Source organism: Salinigranum sp. (assembly GCF_041641895.1).
Classification (GTDB): Archaea; Halobacteriota; Halobacteria; order Halobacteriales; family Haloferacaceae; genus Salinigranum.
Genome location: NZ_JBEPXO010000022.1, coordinates 25,662 through 43,631, shown reverse-complemented (window position 1 = coordinate 43,631; position 17,970 = coordinate 25,662). Strand labels below are relative to the sequence as shown.

Below are 17,970 nucleotides of genomic sequence, written 5' to 3'. Positions count from 1 at the left end.
GGAGTCCGGGACTCCGACGGGACGACCCCCCATCGGTTCGCAGGGCGGGCCCGTCCGACCGGGAGAGCGGAACGGGGCGAACGTCCGCCGCAACGTGCGGCGGGTCGCACGGTGAGTGCGAACGGTCAGCGTCGCCCACGAGACGTCCGAACGACTACACGCAGGCCTCACCAGACGACGTCGTCCCCGCGTTCGACGACGCCGGACTCGACGATTCGGGCGTCGAGGCCACCGCGGTGGACGAGCGCGCGCTTGGCGTCGGGTTGGTCGGCGAGCGACTCCATGTAGCCGCACGGTTCGCAGAGGCCGACGCCTTCGAGGACCGCCTCGCCGACGCGGAACCGGTGCCCGACGAGGTGGTTGAGGGCGACCCCGCGAGTGGTGACGTTCCGTCGGTGCGCACCGCCCGTAAGGTCCACGTCGTACGCCTCGGCGGCCGCCGCGAGCGCCTCGGCCTCGACGAGCGTGACGTCGCTGGGGTCGAGGTCGTCGCGCTCGTTGTAGATGCCGTCGCCCGCGAAGTATCTGTCCCCCTCGATGCCGCGGCCGGCGACGGCAGTGACCGATTCCCGTGGCTCGGGGCTGCCGCCAGTCCCGGTGGCGACGTGAATCGCCTCGACCGACCCGACGCGTGGGCCGTGCGGCGAGGCGGTTGTCTCGTCGTTCATCGCTACCTGTGCGTCACGACACGGGTGGGCTTGAGCCCACCGGCGAGAGAGCCACCCGGTGCGTCTCGCGACCGAACCGAACGAGAAGCGCCGCACGCGGGAACGAACGCGCCGTCACTCGGGTCGCCACCGCCCCCCGAGTTCGTCGCGCTGGTAGTCCTTGTACGTCCCGTCCAGAAACGTGGTGACACGCCCGTCCTCCTCGCTCAGCGTAATCGCCCAGAGGACCTGCCGACGGGTCGACGCCTCCAGCGCGCTCAGATGCTTCGTCCCCATCCACTCGGCGGCGACGATGTCGTCACTACGCTCCCTCTCGGCATTGCTCAGGTTCCGCACCCGGACCATCTGTTTTTGAACGGTGCCGTCGCCCGAGATGACGACGGCACCGTCTCGGTTGAACGCGACGTCTCTGGCCGCCTCGATGAACGATTCGGGGTCGTCGGAGACGACTTCACACCACTCGACTGGCCACACGTTCCCGCCCAGCGGGTCGGTGTAGTCACCGAAGTCGATGTCGGCGACGATGAGGAAGTACAGGCTCGGACCAGTCACGTACTGCTCGTCCCATCGGTCGAACTCGATGCTCAACGTCTCGGCGGTGTACCGGACGAGGTCCATCAGCTCCTGACTGGTCGCGTACTCGGCTCGAAGGGAGTCGGCTCGGGTCACAGTCGGATTCTGGGTCGCGTCGACACGCGCGGACGGTTCGGGGTCACGGGAGTTCGTACCGAGCGATTCGCGTGGACCCACAGCCTGGACACTCGTCGGCGGCCACGTCGACAGTGGTGCCGCACCTGCGGCACTCGCAGTAGAGCCCCCGGTGGTCCACCCACGGGAGGACCCGCCACCAGTTTCGTATCATTCCGTGCACCCTCCATGAGACAGCCCTGGTGCCACCTACGGCCAATCGGCCAATATAACCCACCCCACGTTCCCACGGACTGGGTATCCCGCCGTTCGGACGGCGGGTCGACCCGGGTGCACGGACACGGGGCCGTGTTGGACGTCGGTCGCACGCCCGGCGTGCGCTTATACCGACACTCGCCGATGCGACGGTCGTGACTACCTTCGTGGTCGTCGGCGGTGACGCCGCCGGGATGTCGGCAGCCAGCAAAGCGAAGCGGGACGACCCCACGCTCGACGTGGTCGTCTTCGGGAAGGGCGAGTGGGTCTCGTACGGGGCCTGTGGGCTCCCGTACTACATCAAGGGCGACATCCAGTCGCTCGAGGACCTCGTCTCGGTCACCCTCGAGGAGTTCTGTGCGGAGCGGGACATCGACCTCCGGACGGGACACGAGGTGGTCGCCATCGACCCGGGCGATCGGACCGTGACGGCCCGAAACGAGGACGGTACCGTCGTCCAGGGGTACGACTCGCTGCTCGTCGCCACGGGGGCAGAAGCGGTCACGCCGCCCATCGACAGACTCGACCGGGAGGGCGTGTACACGCTCGGGTCGATGTCCGACGGGAAGGAACTCCGGGAGTACGTGGGACGGACCCGGGCGGACGGGAACCTCCAGGAACCGGACCGCGGGCCTGCCTGCCAGTTCCTCGAGACGTGTAACGGCCCGGTCGGCATCGTCGGCGGGGGTACATCGGCGTCGAGATGGCCGAGGCCCTGGCCGCCAACGACTTCGAGGTCCACCTGTTCCAGCGCGGCGACCGCATCCTGAAGCCGTTCAGCGAGGCGACGAGTGCGGCCGTCCTCGACTACCTCGACGAGCAACAGGTCGCAGTCTACCTGAACGCGGAGGTGCAGGAACTCGCCGGGGGCAACCGCGTGGAGGCGGTCGTCACGGACGACGAACGCGTCCCGGTCGAGATGGTACTCGTCGGGACGGGCGTCCGGCCCCGGACGGCCCTCGCCACGAACGCCGGAATCGAATTCGGCGAGACGGGGGCCATCGCGACCGACGCCTACCGCGAGACGAACGTCCCGGACGTGTACGCGGCGGGTGACTGCTCGGAGTCCCGCCGCGTCGTCACCGCCGACCCGACGTACGTCCCGCTGGCGTTGACCGCCAACCGACACGGGCGAGCCATCGGTCGGACGGTCGCCGGAACGCCGACCGCAGGCGGCGGCGTCGCGGGGACGGCGACCGTCAAGGCGTTCGAGGTCGAGGCCGCCCGAACGGGGGTTCTCGACCACGAGGTGGCTCGCGCGGCCGGGGTTCGACCCGACGACGGAGGCCATCGAGGCGAACTCCCGCGCCGGCTACTATCCCGTGGGCGGGACCGTCCGGGTGACGCTCATCGTCGACCGCCCGTCCGGGCGAGGGCTCGGTGGGAGCCTCGTCTCCGAGTACGGCGAGGGGAACCGTCCACCGGAGCCCCGCGCTCGTGGGTGCTGTGACCGAGGGCATCACCGTCGACGCCCTCTCCAACTACGACCTCGCGTACGCGCCGCCGTTCAACACGACGTGGGACCCGGTCCTGACGGCGGCGAAGGTGGTCGACGGGAAGCGGTGACCGAACGCGAGCGGTTCCTCTGCCGTGCTCGTCTCCCCTGCCGCCCCCCGTCAGCCGGTGTCACCGTAGCGACGCCGATACGCGGCGTGGAGCCAGTCGGCCGAGAGGTCCGCGTGTGCGAGGTCCCAGGAACTCACCGACAGCCCGCCGACGAGCGTCCCGAACTGCATGCAGGTTTCGACGTCTTCCCCGCGCGAGTGGCCGTAGAGGAACCCCGCGACGTACGCGTCGCCGGCCCCGTTCGTGTCGACCATCTCGAACGACTCTGCGGGCAGTTCGCGGAACGACCCGTCGCTGGTGAGCGCCATCGACCCGTCTGAGCCGCGCGTACACACGACGACGTCCGTCCCGGCGTCGACCCGCTCGCGCATGAACTCGCGGGGGTCGTCCATCCCCTCGTCGCTCAGGAAGAGGTAGTCGGCGGCGTCGACGAACGGCTCGAAGTGTGGGTCCGAACCGTCGTAGGCGTGGACGTCACACCAGACGGGGACGTCGTACCGGTCGGCCGCCGCGAGGAGCGGGCGGGTGTAGTCGCCGGGGTTGACGACGAGCGCGTCGGCGGTTTCGACGAGGCCCTCGAGTCGGCCGTCGTCGACGTCGAGTCCGGGAGTCGGCTCGACGGCGAAGACGCTGATACGGTCGCCGTCGGCGTTCATCAGGTTGACGTGTCGTTCGGTCCCGTTCGGGTCCACGTCGTGGACGAACGTCACCGGCTCGTCAGCGAACGTGTCCCTGATCACGTCGCCGTAGCGGTCACGGCCGATGGTGGCGTGGAACGTCACGTCCATGCCCAGCCGACCGAGGTTCAGCGACTTGCCCGCACCGGTCGACCCGACGGTCTCGTGGAAGTCGGTCGCGACGTACGTCCCCGGTTCCCGCGGAAACTCGTCGAGGTAGAGCATCGAGTTGTACGAGCAGCCGCCGACGACGAGCAGGGTCATGTGGTGGCGACTCGGGCGCGGGCGTTAGTCTTACCGCTCACCGGCGGGCCCGAACCGGTCGCCGACGGGTCCGATGCCGCACGCGGGGCGCTGCGTTCGAGGCGGCTACTCACGCTCGGCGACCATCGGTTCGGGTGAGGTCCCGCTCGACCCGGTGGTCTCACCTCAGTCGTCTGCCGGTCGCGGGTCGGCGTCGACCTGGCCGTTCCAGAGGTCGGCGTACGCGCCGCCGCGGGAGACCAGGTCCGCGTGTTCGCCCCGTTCGACGATGCGCCCGTCGTCGAGGACGACGATTTCGTCGGCGTGCTGGATGGTGGAGAGGCGGTGGGCGATGACGAACGCGGTGCGCTCTTCGACCAGTCGCTCGAGGCTCTCCTGGATGAGGTCCTCGGTCTCGGTGTCGACGTCGGAAGTCGCCTCGTCGAAGATGATGATGGCGGGGTCGTTCACCAGCGCGCGGGCGATGGCGAGCCGCTGGCGCTGGCCGCCCGAGAGCTTCACGCCGCGCTCGCCGACCTGCGTGTCGTAGCCTGCGGGGAGGTCACGGATGAACTCGTCGGCGGCCGCGGCAGTCGCGGCCTCGACCACGCGCTCGCGGGCCGTCTGGTCGCCGCCGGCCTCGTCGTCACCGTCGCCGGCCCACTCCGCTTCGAGCGTCGCCGCGTCGCCGTAGGCGATGTTCTCGGCGACCGTCCCCGAGAACAGGTAGGGGTTCTGTTCGACGATGGCGATCTCGTCGCGGAGCGCCTGGAGTTCGTAGTCGCGGACGTCGACGCCGTCGACGCGGACGGCCCCCTCGTCGACGTCGTGGAAGCGGGCGACGAGTTTCACGAGCGTCGACTTGCCCGCTCCGGTCGCGCCCGCCAGCCCCACAGTCGTGCCCGCAGGCACGTCGAGCGAAACGTCGTGGAGCACGGGGTCGCGGTCGCCGTACGAGAACGTCACCGAGTCGAACGCGACGTCCCCGTCGACACCGTCGGGGTGGTGTGCCGGGGTCGGACTCGTGACGGTCGGCTCGCGGCCCAGGAGGCCGAAGACGCGTTCGGCGCTGGACTTCGCGAGCTGGTACTTGTTGGCGGACTTGCCGACGCGGCGCATCGGCGAGTACAGCCGACGGAGGAGGAGGAAAAAGAGGGCGAACCCACCGAGGGTGAGCGCGCCGTCCGTCCCCGGCGTGCCGGTGATGATGTCCGTCCCGCCCAGATAGAGCACGAGGACGAACACGACGCCCGTGAGGAGGCGGAGGGTGGCGAAGAAGCCGCGGCGGATGCGCAGGGCGTGGACCTTCTCGTCGTGGTAGGCCTCACTCTGGGCGGCGACGCGCTCGCGTTCGAAGTCGTAGCGGTCGAACGTCTTGATGACGGCCGCCCCGCCGAGGTTGTTCTCCAGTCGGGTGTTCAGCCGGGCGACGGTCTCGCGGATGGACTTGTACCGCGGTTCGATCCAGGTGAGGAACTGCCCGCTCGCGAGCCCGATGAGCGGGACCGGCGCGAGCGCGACGAGCGCGAGTTTCGGCGAGTACGTCCAGAGGATGACCGCGATGCCGCCGACGGTGGCGACCACGCGGATGAGCTGTCTGAACTCGGTGTTGAGGAACTGCTCGAGGCGGTTGATGTCGCTGTTGAGGATGGACATCATCCCCCCGGTCTGGTGGTCGACGAAGAAGTCCATCGAGAGGTGCTGGAGGTGGTCGTACGTGTCGTTGCGGAGGTCACGCTGGACCTTCTGTGCCGTCGACTGGAGGAGGTATCGAGAGGCGAAGCGGGCGACAGAGCGGAGGAGGTACGCCAGCACCGCGATGGCGACGAGTCGTTCGAGGAGGGCGAGGCGGGCGGCCTGCCCGGTGATCTGTGCCGCCGGGAGGAGGCCGACGTCCGTGAGGAGCCCCGCCTCGCCCGACTGTCGGATGGCCCGGTCGATGGCGGCCGCGACGACGATGGGCGGTACGAGACGGGCGAAGCGGGTGAGGAACGCCGCGAGCACGCCGAGCGAGAGCCGCACCCAGTACGTGCTCGCGTACCCGAGGAGGTTCACCATCGGGTGGCCGTCGACGTTCTCGCGGACGTGCTCGAAGCCCCCGTGGTCGTCTGGCATGACTCCTGCTATCGGGTTCGCGTTCAAATATCCCCGGACTCGGCTGTCGGCCGTGGGCAGCACCCCATCGGGAGTCGGCCGACTCACTCACGTTCGGCGGTGACGGCCTCGTAGTCGTTCGTCGTGAGTTCGAGCCAGTTCCCGTCGGGGTCGGTGAAGTAGAGGGAGTACGAGAGTCCGTGGTCGACGACGTCGTCGGCCGACACCGACTCGCCGTCGCGGTCTGTCAGGTCGAGCGCGTCGAGTCGGTCGACGAACGAGCGGAACCCGTCGGCGTCCGTCTGGAACGCGACCCGGTGCGGGCTGACGTCCGCCCCACGGGTCGCGGACTCGCGCTCGAACAGCGCCAGTTTCGTGGTGCCGTCGACGGACAGAACTAGCGGCCCCCGCCCGGTTGTCCACCAGTCTTCGAACGCCGGGTCCGGGGTCAGCCCCAGGACGTGCTCGTACCATGCGGCGGCGGCGTCCCAGTCGGCGACGAACAGTTCGACGTGGTCGATTCCCGTGACCGTGCTCTCGCGGGACATACCGTCGGTGGCACGCGAAGAGGTGTAAGGACACCGGCGGCTGACCGCCGCGGGGACCGCCGAGGCGGACAGCCTCGAACGTCCGGAGCGTCCCGCCGAACCGCGGTGTGTGGTCGACACCGACCGCTGTGCCGGGGCGAGAGCGTCCCGGCTATCGAACACGAGATGTGTCTGCGCTCAGTACAGTGACACATGGTCGCAATCGCTCAGTTCGAACTCGGCCTGGACGCGGTGCCGCTCCGCAGGCTCTTCGAACGGTACCCCGAGGCGACAGTGGAACTCGAACGGGTGGTCCCGCTGCAGAACAGGGTCGTCCCGTACTTCTGGGTCGCGGGAGCCGAGGGGTTACACGTCGACGACGGGTTCGACCCCGACCGAGGTATCGAGCGGTTGAAGCTGGTCGACGAACTCGGCGGGCGGTCGCTGGTGCGTATCGAGCGGGCGACGAACCACGACGGCCTCGCGGAGGCCATCGAGCGGTCGGAGGTGACGCTCCTGTCGGCAGTCGGCACTGCCCAGGGGTGGCAGGTGGAGGTGAGAGGTGACGACCGCCAGACCATCGCACGGTTCCACGAGATGTGCACCGAGCGGGGAATCGAGATGCAACTCGGCACGCTCCACAGGCTGGAGTCGGAGTCGCACGACAACGGGAGCAGCCTGACCGACAGCCAGCGAGAGGCGCTACTGCTCGCGTACGAACGCGGCTACTACGACAGCCCGCGGACGACGAACCTCTCGGTACTCGGGGAGTACTTCGGCATCTCGAGACAGGCGGTGTCGAACCGGCTCAAGCGCGGGACTCGACGGCTCATCGAGGAGACGCTGGTTCGCAGTGACTAGCGACTCGTCCCGGGGCTCGATTTGAACTGGTTACGTAGTCAACCACGAAGACTATCTCCCACTCCGGTCTACGGAATCCGGGCACGAACGAGTGGGTGGTGTCACACCGCACCCGCCGGGTGAACCTACACCCCTGAGGTCCACTCGCTGCCGCTCGATTCGGGTCCACTGTCTCTCCCCTCTGACCGGAGAGACTGCGAAGACCGTGGCAGAGAGAGCGAGGGAGAGCAACCGTCGAGTGCTCCGTCGGAACCGTTCAGAGACGGTTCCGTTCACACCTGCTGGAGCGCGACCATCGTGGAGACGAACGGTTCCTCACTGTGCGAGTGACGGACCGGGACTGTGACAGCCGGTTCGAGACCGCGACGAATCCCGTACTCCGAGTTCATGCAGAAAAACAATTGTAGAAGTAGGCGAGTCGATCCCGAATTGAACCGACGAGAACGATGTCGGTAAGTCGAAGGTCCGAACACTATACCGTGAGATTTGTCGGGTTTTGTTCGTATTTCTCGCAAAATTGGGCATTTTCAGTGGAAATAGGGATGTACGAGACACATCCGAGCGCCAGCTAGCTCCGAGCCGTCGTCGTCGTGAGAGCAACGTTCTCCCCACGTTCGTACAATTATCAATATTCAAATTTTCGATAACGAGGCACGGACTCGTGTGAGTTCGAGGTGGACACCGACCGGTTCACTCTCCAGAACTGTGCCGTGGACACCGTATCGTCGGGAGACACAGCGACCCCCACTGGGGTCGGTTCGGGTCCCTCCGGTCGCCGACACCGAGTGAGCGAGAACAGAGGCGACAGTGGCGACGAGACTACCCTTCGGCGAAGCGTCTGAGACTCTCGAGTACCGTTCGCTGATACACCGCGCCGTCGACGTCGAGGGCGACCTCGCAGTTGGGGGCGTGTTCGTAGACGCCGTGTTCGTCGTAGATGGTCGCCCCGTTCGACGGGCCGCCGGTCGTGTCGACCTGAACGTACGCCTCTTCGAAGTCGAGGGCGTCGTTCACGATGTCGGCGAGCACGACTGCATCGCTCGCCAGCCCACCGTCGTGTCCGAACTTGGAACGGACCTCCTCGATGCTGAACTCCAGTATCGCAGCCATCGTCGGTAACGGAGCCGGTTCTTCGGCCAGCCCACGAATCTCGTCCGTCCCGACGTAGACGTGTTCGGTCACGTCGAGCCCGACGACCTTCGGACGGGCGTCCTGGACGACCCGGGCCGCCGCCGCGGCGTCGACGTAGAAGTTGAACGACGCCTGCGGCGTCACGTTCCCCGTCGTCTTCAGTGCCCCACCCATCTGGTAGATGTCGGCGACGCGGTCGGGGAGAGACGGGTCACGGGCGACCGCCAGTGCGAGGTTGGTCTGCGGGCCGAGTGCCGCGATGGTCAGGTCGTCACCGTGTTCGCGGGCCTGTTCGATGATGAACTCGACGGCGTGCGTCTCGGTCGGTTCGGCCGTCGGGTCGGGGAGACCCTCACGCACTGCCTCGGGGAGTCCGTCCGGTCCGTGGACGTGCTCGGCCGTCTCCAGGCCGTCCGCGAGTGGGCGGTGTGCCCCTTCTGCGACGGGGACGTCGGACCTGTCGACCAGTTCGAGCAGTGACAGGGTGTTCCGTGTCGCGTTCTCGACGGTAGTGTTTCCAGCCACCGTCGTGACCCCGACGACGTCGACGTCGTCCGCGGCCAGAGCGATGAACAGCGCAATCGCGTCGTCGTTTCCGGGGTCGACGTCCAGTAGGAGTTTCGTACTCATGGTGATAGTTCCGTGATGGGTTCAGTCGTTGTCGTGACAGGAGACCCGTGTGTGGTCTCGTGTGGTTCAGCGCCTGTGCTACACCGATGCATCGGTCACCTCTCCGTCGAGTGCCTCGAACAGTTCTTCGACCGAGAGGGTCGGCCCGACGCCGAGCGCGAGACCGAGTTGCGTGACGGTCGGCGGATGAACGTTCGACCGTGCGAGCGTGTCGGGGTCGCCCAGCACGTGGCGTGGGTCGCCGTCGGCGATGACCCGTCCCTCCGAGAGGAGAACCGCGCGGTCGGCGTGTTCGCGCACGAAATCCATGTCGTGCGTGACGACGATGACTAGTTTGTCCCGGTCGACGAGCGTCTCGACGGCTTCGCCGAGTTGCTCGTACCCCGGGGCGTCCTGCCCGCTCGTCGGCTCGTCGAGGATGACCGTGTCGGTATCCATCGCGACCACGGACGCCACGGCGACGCGTTTCCGCCACGGCTCGCCGAAGTCGTAGGGGTTCTCGTCCCGACGCTCGGAGAGTCCGAGCAGGTCCAGCGCGGTCTCGGTTCTGTCGACGACCCCCTCGCTGTCGTATTCGAGGTTGGTCGGCCCGTACTGCACCTCTTTTTCGACCGTGCTGTGGAAGAGCTGGTCGTCGGGATTCTGGAAGCTCAGCCCGACGTCGTGCGCGAGCTCTGCAGTGGTGTGGTCCCGTGTGTCCGCGCCGCGGATGTAGACGACGCCCTCGGTCGGGTCGAGGAGCCCGTTCAGATGCTTCACGAGCGTCGACTTCCCCGCCCCGTTCTGGCCGATGAGACAGACACACCCCGCATCGAGTGAGAACGAGACACCACGAACCGCCTCGACGCCGCTGGGGTACCGGTGATGGACGCCCTCGAGGACGACCTCGTCGTCCGAGTCGAGCGACCCGTCGGTCGCATCGGGGCTCGCTCGCGAGGAGACACCGACGGGGTCGTCTCGGTCTCCGTCGGGGAACGGTGTCTGGGCGACGCGCCGGAGTTCGGCGAGACAGTCGGAGCGGGTCACGGGCAGGGGTTCGTCGTCCGGGACGAGACCGGCCTCACGGAGCCGTTGCCCGACTGCGATTGGCGTCGGGACGAACAGCGGGAGCCCCTGTTCCGTGGCGTCGACGAGCACGTCGTCCGGCGGTCCATCGAGCCGTATCTCGCCGTCGTCCATGACCACGAGCCGGTCGAGGTGGGGGACCAGCCGATCCAGCTCGTGGCTGATCATCACGATGGTGTAGCCACGGTCGTTCATCTCGCCGACCACCTCGAACACCTCATCCGTCCCCTCTGGGTCGAGTTGCGCCGTCGGCTGCTGAAGCACGAGGACGTCCGGTTGCATCGCGAGCACCGACGCGATGGCGACACGCTGACACTGTCCTCCGGAGAGTTGCATCGGGTCGCGGTCGACGAGGTCCTCGACACCGATGGCGGCGAGGCTCTCTTTCGCCCGAGTGCGCATCTCCGCTCGTGTGAGTCCGTGTGTTTCCAGGCCGAACGCGACCTCTTCGAGAACCGTCGAGGACGCCCCCGTGAGCTGGTCGTACGGGTTCTCGAAGACGTACCCGATCTTCTTCGAGAGCTCACCGACGGTCGACTCCGCGGTCGACATCCCCTCGACAGTGACGTCACCTGAAAGCTCGCCGTGGTAAAAGTGAGGTATCTGTCCCGAGATGAGACGGCTGAGGGTCGCTTTTCCCGCCTCGCTCTGTCCCGTAACGCCGACGAACTGCCCGCCCTCGATGGCGAAGTCGAGGTCGGCCACCGCGTACTCGCCCTCCGGCTGTGTGCCGTACCGGAACGTCACGTCCGTCAGTTCGATGAGACTCATGCCAGTACCCTCCACACGACCGCACCGATGACGGCGACACCGCTGAGATAACGGAGCAGCCGTTCGCTGGTCGGGTCCGGAACGTCGTACAGATACGTTCGGTCGCCGGTCGCCTGGAATCCACGAGCGTTCAGTGCCAGCGCGCGCGTGTTCGCGACGATGAGCGTGCTGATGAGAAGCGGTGCCAGAAGCGCGACGATGGAAGAGAGGCGCGTCCGAACGTCCGCCTCCGTGTCCAGCCCCCGCGCCTGTTGCGCCTCCGTGATCGCCGTCGCTCGGTTACGGATTTCGGGGATTATCATCAGGGAGGCGATGAACACGTACGCGAGCTTGCTCGGGACGCCCTTCTCCATGAGGGCGACGCGCAGTCGCTGCGGCTGTGCCGTCGTGGCGAACAGCAGAAACGCGAGGATGAGCACGCTGATACGGAGGAAGATCAGTCGCGCCTCCTCGAACCCGGACTGCCACACCGTGACGGGTCCAACCACGAGCAACGGCGTCGGGTCGGTGGGCGTGAGCAGGATGCCCTGGATGAGCAACAGGAAGAACGCGAACGGGACGGCGACCGCTGCGTACAGTTTGAGGACGGGTCCGTGCACTCGTCCCACGAAGAGCAGCACGAGGATGACGAGTGCCAGCGCCAGGGGGACTCGGTAGTCACTGAGGACGAACACGACCAGTGAGAGAGCGGTGGCGAGGACGACTTCCGTGACGGGATTCATCCGGTGGAGGATGCTCTCACCGGGCTGGTAGATGGTCATGTCCGAGTCAGCCATTGTGCATCACGCTTGGATACTGACGGTCGAGATTCGTTCGTCTCCTGTTCATCGTCGGTGGGTGGGCGATTACGAGAATATGTCCTGTCCCTGTGGTGGGAGGTAGCGACTCGGGACGGACTTCGCGATGAAGAAGGCCACGAACGCCGACCCGCCCTTGTCGACGAGTTCGACCATTATCTGTGCGGTTGCTGCACTCTCGACGAGACTGCGGCCCGTCGCAACGAGCGTCGCCGTGACCAGACTGGTACCCGAACTCGTCACGCCGCCGAACACGAGGACCACGATCGGGGTCGCGATGATCGTCGCGACGAGCGTGAGGACGATCGCTGGAACGATCACCTTCTTGACGTTGTCGAACCAGCCTCTCCGGGCGAGAAAGCCGGTCACGAGCCCGATCGCCACCGGAACAGGCATGAACGCGAGCTGAACAGGGTTACCCAGCATCGCCTGGACGATGTTGGCAAGCCCGCCCGTCAATGCTGCCGCCCACGGCCCCGCGAGGATGCCCAACAGCATGGTGCCGATGTTGTCGAGGAACAGCGGGAGCTTCAGCGTACTCGCGATGAACCCGCCGATGGCGTTGATACCGATTCCCAGCGGCACCAGCACCCACGTCGTGGTCGTGAAGTCCGTCCCGATGCTGTCGCGCAACCGTTCGATACGACTCTCGCCGCTAGCAGTGCCTGTCTTTGACATGGTCTTCCATCGCATACTCTACCGTTTCCCATATTAAATTTTTGGGTCGACAGTGGGGTGGGGCGGGGGAGGGGGAGACGTACGGCTGACGGTGTCGCGGCCGCAACCGGCAGCAGACGGTGGCCGGGGAGGACGTCACGGGGTTCGGACCGTGACGAACCCGTCGAAGTTCAGAATGACCGACTGTGTGGTGTCTCCGAACAGCGCCTTCCCCGCCGGTGACCGACTGCGGTTCAGCACGTAGATGTGGTCGCAGCCGTGGTTCCTCGCGACGTCGATTATCTTCTCGGACGGTCGCGTGGCCTCCACTCGCTCACCGACGGCGATGTACTCCACGCCTCGCGGGGCGAGAGTCACACCCCCGAGGTGGTCCGCGAAGTCGTGGGGGGTGTCTCCCATGGAGTCTTCGAACCCCTCCCACTGTCGCATCGCGTCGATAGACGCGTGGTCACTCTCCTCGATCGCGAGGGCGAGCACGACGACGTCGACGCCGGTCGCTGCGGCGACAGCTCCCGCTTCCTCGAGGAGTTCCACGTCGGCTTCCGTCGGCGCAACGGCGACAAGTATTCCGTTCATACTCAGAGGCGGCCGACGAGGCCCTCCAGGTTCGAGAGTATCACTTCGCGACACTGTTCCACATCGACGTCGAGCGCCACTGTGCAGTTGGGGGCGTGTTCGTAGACGCCGTGTTCGTCGTAGATGGTCGCCCCGTTCGACGGGCCGCCGGTCGTGTCGACCTGGACGTACGCGTCCTCGTACGTCAGCGGGTTACCGAGGATACCGGCGAGGACGACTGCGTCACTCGTGATAGAGCCGCCCTCGGCGACCGCACCGTCCGGTCCCTGTGCCTTGTACGCCAGGATGTCGGCGACGACGTCGCCGTGGACGCCACGACCACGGAACCGCTCGCGCGCTGCCGGTGGGAGGTACGCCGGTTCGGTCACGTCGAGACCGACGACCGTCGGCCACGCGTCTTGGACGACCCGGGCCGCCGCCGCGGCGTCGACGTAGAAGTTGAACGACGCCTGCGGCGTCACGTTCCCCGTCGTCTTCAGCGCCCCACCCATCTGGTAGATGTCGGCGACCCGTTCGGGGAGGGTCGGGTCGCGGGCCACCGCCAGTGCGAGGTTGGTCTGTGGGCCGACGGCCGCGATAGTCAGGTCGTCACCGTGTTCGCGGGCCTGTTCGAGAATGAACTCGACGGCGTGCGTCTCGACCGGCTCCGCGGCAGGAGCGGGAAGCGCCTCGCGGACCGTCTCGGGCATCCCACCCGGGCCGTGGACGTACTCGGCCATGACGAGTTCGTCGGCGAACGGCCGGCCCGCACCCCGTGCGACGGGCACGTCCGTTCGGCCCGCGAACTCGAGCAGGGCCAGCGCGTTGGTGGTCGTGTTCTCGACGGTGGTGTTGCCCATCACCGTCGTGAGGCCCACGACGTCGACGTCGTCGTTCCCGAGCGCCATCAGGACCGCGAGCGCGTCGTCGATGCCGGGGTCGACGTCGAGCAGCAGTTTCTCGGCCATCAGATCGCCTCCGGCGGGGCGTCCCACTCTTCACCGTTGTCCTGTGGGTCGTACCCGAGGACGTCCCGTGCGTGCTCGATACTGAACCAGCGGCGGTCGTTGTCGCTGACGCCGTAGAACACGTCGAACTCCACGTCGTCGTCGCGAAGACAGCAGTCGACCTCCTGTGCCAGGTCGCGCCGTGACTGCCACATAGCTTTCATCCGCGCGACCTGACGCTGGTACTCGGGACTGTCCCGCTCCCACTTCCCGTCGTCGACACCGTGTTCGGCGTCACCGTACGGGTGGTCGTACTGCTCGTGTCGGACGCTGCAGATACGGAGCGCGTAGAACTGGGTCGGGTACTCGTAGTTCTCCGTGTAGTACCTGCCGAGGTCCTCCCCGTACGACTTCGAGGATCCGTACTGTGAGTCCGGCCGTCGTGGCGACTCCTCGTCGACCAGCAGGTCGAAGTCCGGTTCGTAGAGGTCCGGGGCGAACTCCACCTCGTACATCCCGACGACGTGGTTGGTCGACCCGAAGACGAACGTCTCCACGCCTGCGTCCGTCGCGGCTTCGAGCGTGTTGTACATGCCGACGATGTTGTTCTCCAGCACCTCTTCGAACGTTCCGTCGGTCTCGGGGTACCCCGCGAGGTGGATTACCGCGTCCACGTCGTCGAAGGCTGGCCGGATCTCCTCGTAGTTCGAGACGTCGGCGACGACGGCGTCGTACTCCTCACGGTCAGATCGGTTCAGGTAGGTGAACTCGTACTCGTCACGGTCGGCGAGGTGGTCGATAATCGCCGTGCCGACCCGACCGAACGCACCAGTCAGTAGGACGTTCTGGCTCATATCCTGTGGTCGTACGTCTCCCCGCGCCGGTAAAAGTATTGAGGTCAGTCGTCGACGGACTGTCCGTGCTGGCCGCCGGGAGCCCTTCACGGGCCGGTTCGGCTCGAACCGTACGCGCCCCGTCTCGGTCGCAGCAGACCAGCAGCCGTAACAGTATTGTGACTCGGTGGTCGATACGAGGCCATGTCACCTCCGAGACGGCCCGCTCTCGAGTACTTCGGGCTCTCGTCGTTCACCCTGACAGACGGTGAGACGCGACTCCTCGTCGACCCGTGGGTGACCGACCCCGACTGGACTCGCGCGACGGTCTCCGACTTCGCGGACGTGGACGCGATCTTCGTCACCCACGGTGCGTACGACCATCTGGGCGATACGGTGGAGATCGCCGACACGTCCGGTGCGTCGGTGTACACCGAGCCGGCTGTCGCCGACCACCTCGTCCGTGAGGGACTCCCCGAGTCACAGGTCGACCGGGTAATCTGGGGGAACACGCTCACCGCAGCGGGGGTCGGGGTTCGGGTCGTCGAAACTCGTCACCTGTCGTACTTCGAGTCGGACGGCCAGCGTGTGTCGGGGATGCCGCTCGGGTTCCACTTCGAGCTCTCCCAGGGGAGTCTCTACTACGTGGGCGATACCTCGTTGTTCAGTGACCTCGAACTGTTCGTCGACGTGAACGCGCCGGACGTGGTCCTCCTCCCGGTCGGGAGCGCACCCGGAGACCGTGCGCCGCTTCCACCGCGCGACGCCGCGATCGCGACCACGTGGTTGTCAGTCGACACCGTCGTACCGGTCCACTACGTCCCCGGGAGCGACGAAGTCGACCAGTTCAGGCGGGAACTGGACCGTCGCCGAACCGGCGGAGGGCCGTCCGTCGTCGAACTGTCGGCCGACGAGCGCTACGAACTGTAAGCCACGCTCGAACGGGAAGCCTCCCGTCGAAGTCCGTTCTCACGCTCTCGGGGTGTCGAACTGCGCGACCACCAGTCCCTAGATGCGGAACTCCTCGAGAGCGTCTCTGTCGAGTTCGACACCGTGGCCGGGTCGCTGTGGGAGCTGAATCATCCCGTCGACGGGTTCGATCTGGTGCTCGAGTACGTCGTCGAACGCTTTCACGTCCGAGTCACGGTAGAAGTACTCGATCCAGAGACTGTTCTCGATGGCCGCGAGCAACTGGATGTGGAGGTCCCAGTTGTAGTGCGGTGCGACCGGGATGTCGTGGCTCGCTGCCGTCTGTGCGACCCGCATCCACTCGGTCACCCCGCCGACGACGGTCACGTCCGGCTGGATGATTTCGACGGCGTCCTCGCGGATGAGGTCCCTGAATCCGTAGCGGCTGAACTCCAGTTCCCCCCCGGCGACCGCGTAGTCGAGCGCCCCGTTCACCTCGCGGTAGAGGTCGAGGCTGTCGGGCATCACCGGCTCCTCGATGAAGTACGGGTCGTACTCCGCGAACTTCCGGCAGGCACGGACCGCCTCCTGCTTGTTCTTCCACTTGCCGTTCGCGTCCATCAGGAGCGTCCGGTTCGGTCCGATGGCTTCGCGGGCGACGCGAACCCGTTCGATCTCCTCCTCGAGAGGTTTGCGACCGACTTTCATCTTCACGACGTCGTGGCCGCGCTCGACGTACCGTTCCATCTCCGCTCGGAGCCCCTCGAGACCTTTCCCGTCGCGGTAGTAGCCACCGCTGGCGTACGCCGGCAGTTCGTCAGTGTGTCCTCCCAGGAGTTTGTACAGCGGCATCCCCGCGGCCTTCGCCTTGATGTCCCACAGGGCCGTGTCGATACACGAGATGGCGCGGAGCATCACTCCCTTCCGACCGATCTGGACAGTCCCGTCGAACATCTCGCGCCAGAGGCGAGACGTGTCGCGGGGGTCCTCGTCTTCGACCATCGGTGCGAGGACGCTTTCGACGGCCTGTGCAACGACGTCCGCACCGCCGTAGCCGAGCGTGTACCCCAGTCCCTCGGTACCGTCTTCGGTCCGGACGTAGACGATCGCGTGGTCGCGCTCCTCGACGACGCGAGTCGCGAAGGCGACGGGTTCTTTCAGCGGAATCGATACTGCGAAGCTCTCGACTTCAGCAATTTTCATCGGTATGGTTGTGAACGTCTATGTCTGTCGGTAAAACGATTCCGACCGCGGAACGACACGTGAAGGGACCACCGCATCGTCCGTCATCGCACCACGTTCGCCCGGGCGGTCCCGACTCCCTCGACCTCCGCTCTGACCTCGTCGCCGGGACGGATGTGTTTCGCGCCGGGCGTTCCCGTCGAAATCACGTCGCCGGCTTCGAGCGTCATCACCTTCGAGTGAAACCGCACCAGTTCCCGGGGCGAGACCATCATGTTCCGAACGCGGTTCTCCGCAGCCACTTCGTCGTTGACGACAGTGCTCACCGTGAGGTCGTCGAGCGGCCCGACTTCGTCGGTCGTGACCAGCCACGGACCGAACACCAGGAACGAGTCGAAACTCTTCGACCGGGTCAGGAACCGTGGGTTCCGTTCGAGGATGTCTTCGGCCGTCATGTCGATGACCGGAACGTAGCCGGCGACGACGTCGTCGACCCGGTCGAGGCGGTCGATGTCGGAGCACGTCTTTCCGATGACGACTGCGAGTTCCGCCTCGGCGGTGACGCGCTCCGAGACGTCCTCGGGTGGGAGTCGGATAGGGCCTCCCGGTCCGGTAGCCGCAGTCGCTGGCTTCATGAAACTGGCTGGTTCCTTCGGCCACTCCTCGTCGAGGTCCGATGCGTGGTCGGCGTAGTTCAACCCGATTCCCCAGAGCTTTCCCGGCGTGTCGAGTGGTGCGGCGAACGAGAGGTGCTCCGGTGGAACGGCGGCCGCGGACGCGTCCCCGGGAGTGGGCAGGTTCCCCTCGGCGGCCAGTGGAAGGGCATCCCTGACCGTCGTGTGGGTCGGTGCGGCCGCCGAGAGCGGGACGAAGCCACTCCGGCCACCGAGCATGGTTCGACCGTCGATAGTTCGTGCGAGTCGTGGCATTGGT

Annotated in this window: 16 protein-coding genes and 1 pseudogene; 3 read left to right on the top strand and 14 right to left on the bottom strand. The window is 66.5% G+C overall.

Annotated elements, in window-relative coordinates:
- Positions 1–167: 167 nt before the first annotated feature.
- Together ACESK5_RS06835 and ACESK5_RS06830 are read right to left on the bottom strand one after the other, a co-directional pair.
- Positions 168–668, bottom strand: coding sequence for an MOSC domain-containing protein (locus ACESK5_RS06835; protein WP_372910802.1), 501 nt, complete (start codon positions 666–668; stop codon positions 168–170).
- A 114-nt stretch (positions 669–782) separates the two neighbouring features.
- Positions 783–1,337 (bottom strand): hypothetical protein, encoded by a 555-nt coding sequence (locus ACESK5_RS06830; RefSeq protein ID WP_372910801.1) that lies wholly within the window; start codon positions 1,335–1,337, stop codon positions 783–785.
- Between the two features lie 428 nt (positions 1,338–1,765).
- On the opposite strand from ACESK5_RS06830, the pseudogene ACESK5_RS06825 reads away from it, so the two are divergent.
- Positions 1,766–3,137: pseudogene (locus ACESK5_RS06825) on the top strand (FAD-dependent oxidoreductase).
- Positions 3,138–3,187: 50 nt separating this feature from the next.
- On the opposite strand, the gene ACESK5_RS06820 reads toward ACESK5_RS06825, so the two are convergent.
- From ACESK5_RS06820 to ACESK5_RS06810, 3 genes are all read right to left on the bottom strand, one after another.
- A complete protein-coding gene (locus ACESK5_RS06820; protein ID WP_372910800.1) occupies positions 3,188–4,078 on the bottom strand; it encodes a carbohydrate kinase family protein in 891 nt (296 codons plus the stop codon).
- Between the two features lie 165 nt (positions 4,079–4,243).
- Positions 4,244–6,172: an ABC transporter ATP-binding protein gene (locus ACESK5_RS06815; protein ID WP_372910799.1), complete on the bottom strand. Its 1,929-nt coding sequence runs from the start codon at positions 6,170–6,172 to the stop codon at positions 4,244–4,246.
- 83 nt (positions 6,173–6,255) lie between these two features.
- Entirely contained in the window at positions 6,256–6,699 is a 444-nt protein-coding gene (locus tag ACESK5_RS06810; RefSeq protein ID WP_372910798.1) for a VOC family protein, read from the bottom strand.
- 192 nt (positions 6,700–6,891) lie between these two features.
- On the opposite strand from ACESK5_RS06810, the gene ACESK5_RS06805 reads away from it, so the two are divergent.
- Positions 6,892–7,539 carry a helix-turn-helix domain-containing protein gene (locus ACESK5_RS06805; RefSeq protein ID WP_372910797.1) on the top strand — a complete coding sequence of 216 codons (648 nt, stop codon included), beginning with the start codon at positions 6,892–6,894 and terminating at the stop codon, positions 7,537–7,539.
- Between the two features lie 819 nt (positions 7,540–8,358).
- Here the strand turns inward: ACESK5_RS06805 and ACESK5_RS06800 are convergent.
- The 7 genes from ACESK5_RS06800 to ACESK5_RS06770 all read right to left on the bottom strand — a co-directional run bounded on the left by ACESK5_RS06800 (position 8,359) and on the right by ACESK5_RS06770 (position 14,967).
- Positions 8,359–9,300: a nucleoside hydrolase gene (locus ACESK5_RS06800; RefSeq protein ID WP_372910796.1), complete on the bottom strand. Its 942-nt coding sequence runs from the start codon at positions 9,298–9,300 to the stop codon at positions 8,359–8,361.
- Between the two features lie 78 nt (positions 9,301–9,378).
- The gene (locus ACESK5_RS06795) at positions 9,379–11,136 is read right to left on the bottom strand and encodes an ABC transporter ATP-binding protein (protein ID WP_372910795.1); all 1,758 of its coding nucleotides are present in this window, start codon (positions 11,134–11,136) and stop codon (positions 9,379–9,381) included.
- The gene (locus tag ACESK5_RS06790; RefSeq protein ID WP_372910794.1) at positions 11,133–11,912 is read right to left on the bottom strand and encodes an energy-coupling factor transporter transmembrane protein EcfT; all 780 of its coding nucleotides are present in this window, start codon (positions 11,910–11,912) and stop codon (positions 11,133–11,135) included. Before ACESK5_RS06790 ends, ACESK5_RS06795 begins: the two co-directional genes overlap by 4 nt.
- Positions 11,913–11,981: 69 nt before the next feature.
- Positions 11,982–12,611, bottom strand: a complete 630-nt coding sequence (locus ACESK5_RS06785) for an ECF transporter S component (protein ID WP_372910793.1) — start codon at positions 12,609–12,611, stop codon at positions 11,982–11,984.
- 135 nt (positions 12,612–12,746) lie between these two features.
- Positions 12,747–13,187, bottom strand: a complete 441-nt coding sequence (locus ACESK5_RS06780) for a universal stress protein (protein ID WP_372910792.1) — start codon at positions 13,185–13,187, stop codon at positions 12,747–12,749.
- Positions 13,188–13,189: 2 nt separating this feature from the next.
- Complete coding sequence (locus ACESK5_RS06775; RefSeq protein WP_372910791.1) at positions 13,190–14,134, bottom strand: nucleoside hydrolase; 945 nt, start codon at positions 14,132–14,134, stop codon at positions 13,190–13,192.
- Positions 14,134–14,967, bottom strand: a complete 834-nt coding sequence (locus ACESK5_RS06770; RefSeq protein WP_372910790.1) for an NAD-dependent epimerase/dehydratase family protein — start codon at positions 14,965–14,967, stop codon at positions 14,134–14,136. Before ACESK5_RS06770 ends, ACESK5_RS06775 begins: the two co-directional genes overlap by 1 nt.
- A gap of 183 nt (positions 14,968–15,150) precedes the next feature.
- On the opposite strand from ACESK5_RS06770, the gene ACESK5_RS06765 reads away from it, so the two are divergent.
- Entirely contained in the window at positions 15,151–15,876 is a 726-nt protein-coding gene (locus ACESK5_RS06765) for a metal-dependent hydrolase (protein ID WP_372910789.1), read from the top strand.
- Between the two features lie 78 nt (positions 15,877–15,954).
- Here ACESK5_RS06765 and ACESK5_RS06760 read toward each other — a convergent pair whose 3' ends face one another.
- Together ACESK5_RS06760 and ACESK5_RS06755 are read right to left on the bottom strand one after the other, a co-directional pair.
- Positions 15,955–17,058 carry a mandelate racemase/muconate lactonizing enzyme family protein gene (locus ACESK5_RS06760; protein ID WP_372910788.1) on the bottom strand — a complete coding sequence of 368 codons (1,104 nt, stop codon included), beginning with the start codon at positions 17,056–17,058 and terminating at the stop codon, positions 15,955–15,957.
- Between the two features lie 83 nt (positions 17,059–17,141).
- Positions 17,142–17,966, bottom strand: coding sequence for a fumarylacetoacetate hydrolase family protein (locus ACESK5_RS06755; protein ID WP_372910787.1), 825 nt, complete (start codon positions 17,964–17,966; stop codon positions 17,142–17,144).
- Positions 17,967–17,970: the final 4 nt, after the last annotated feature.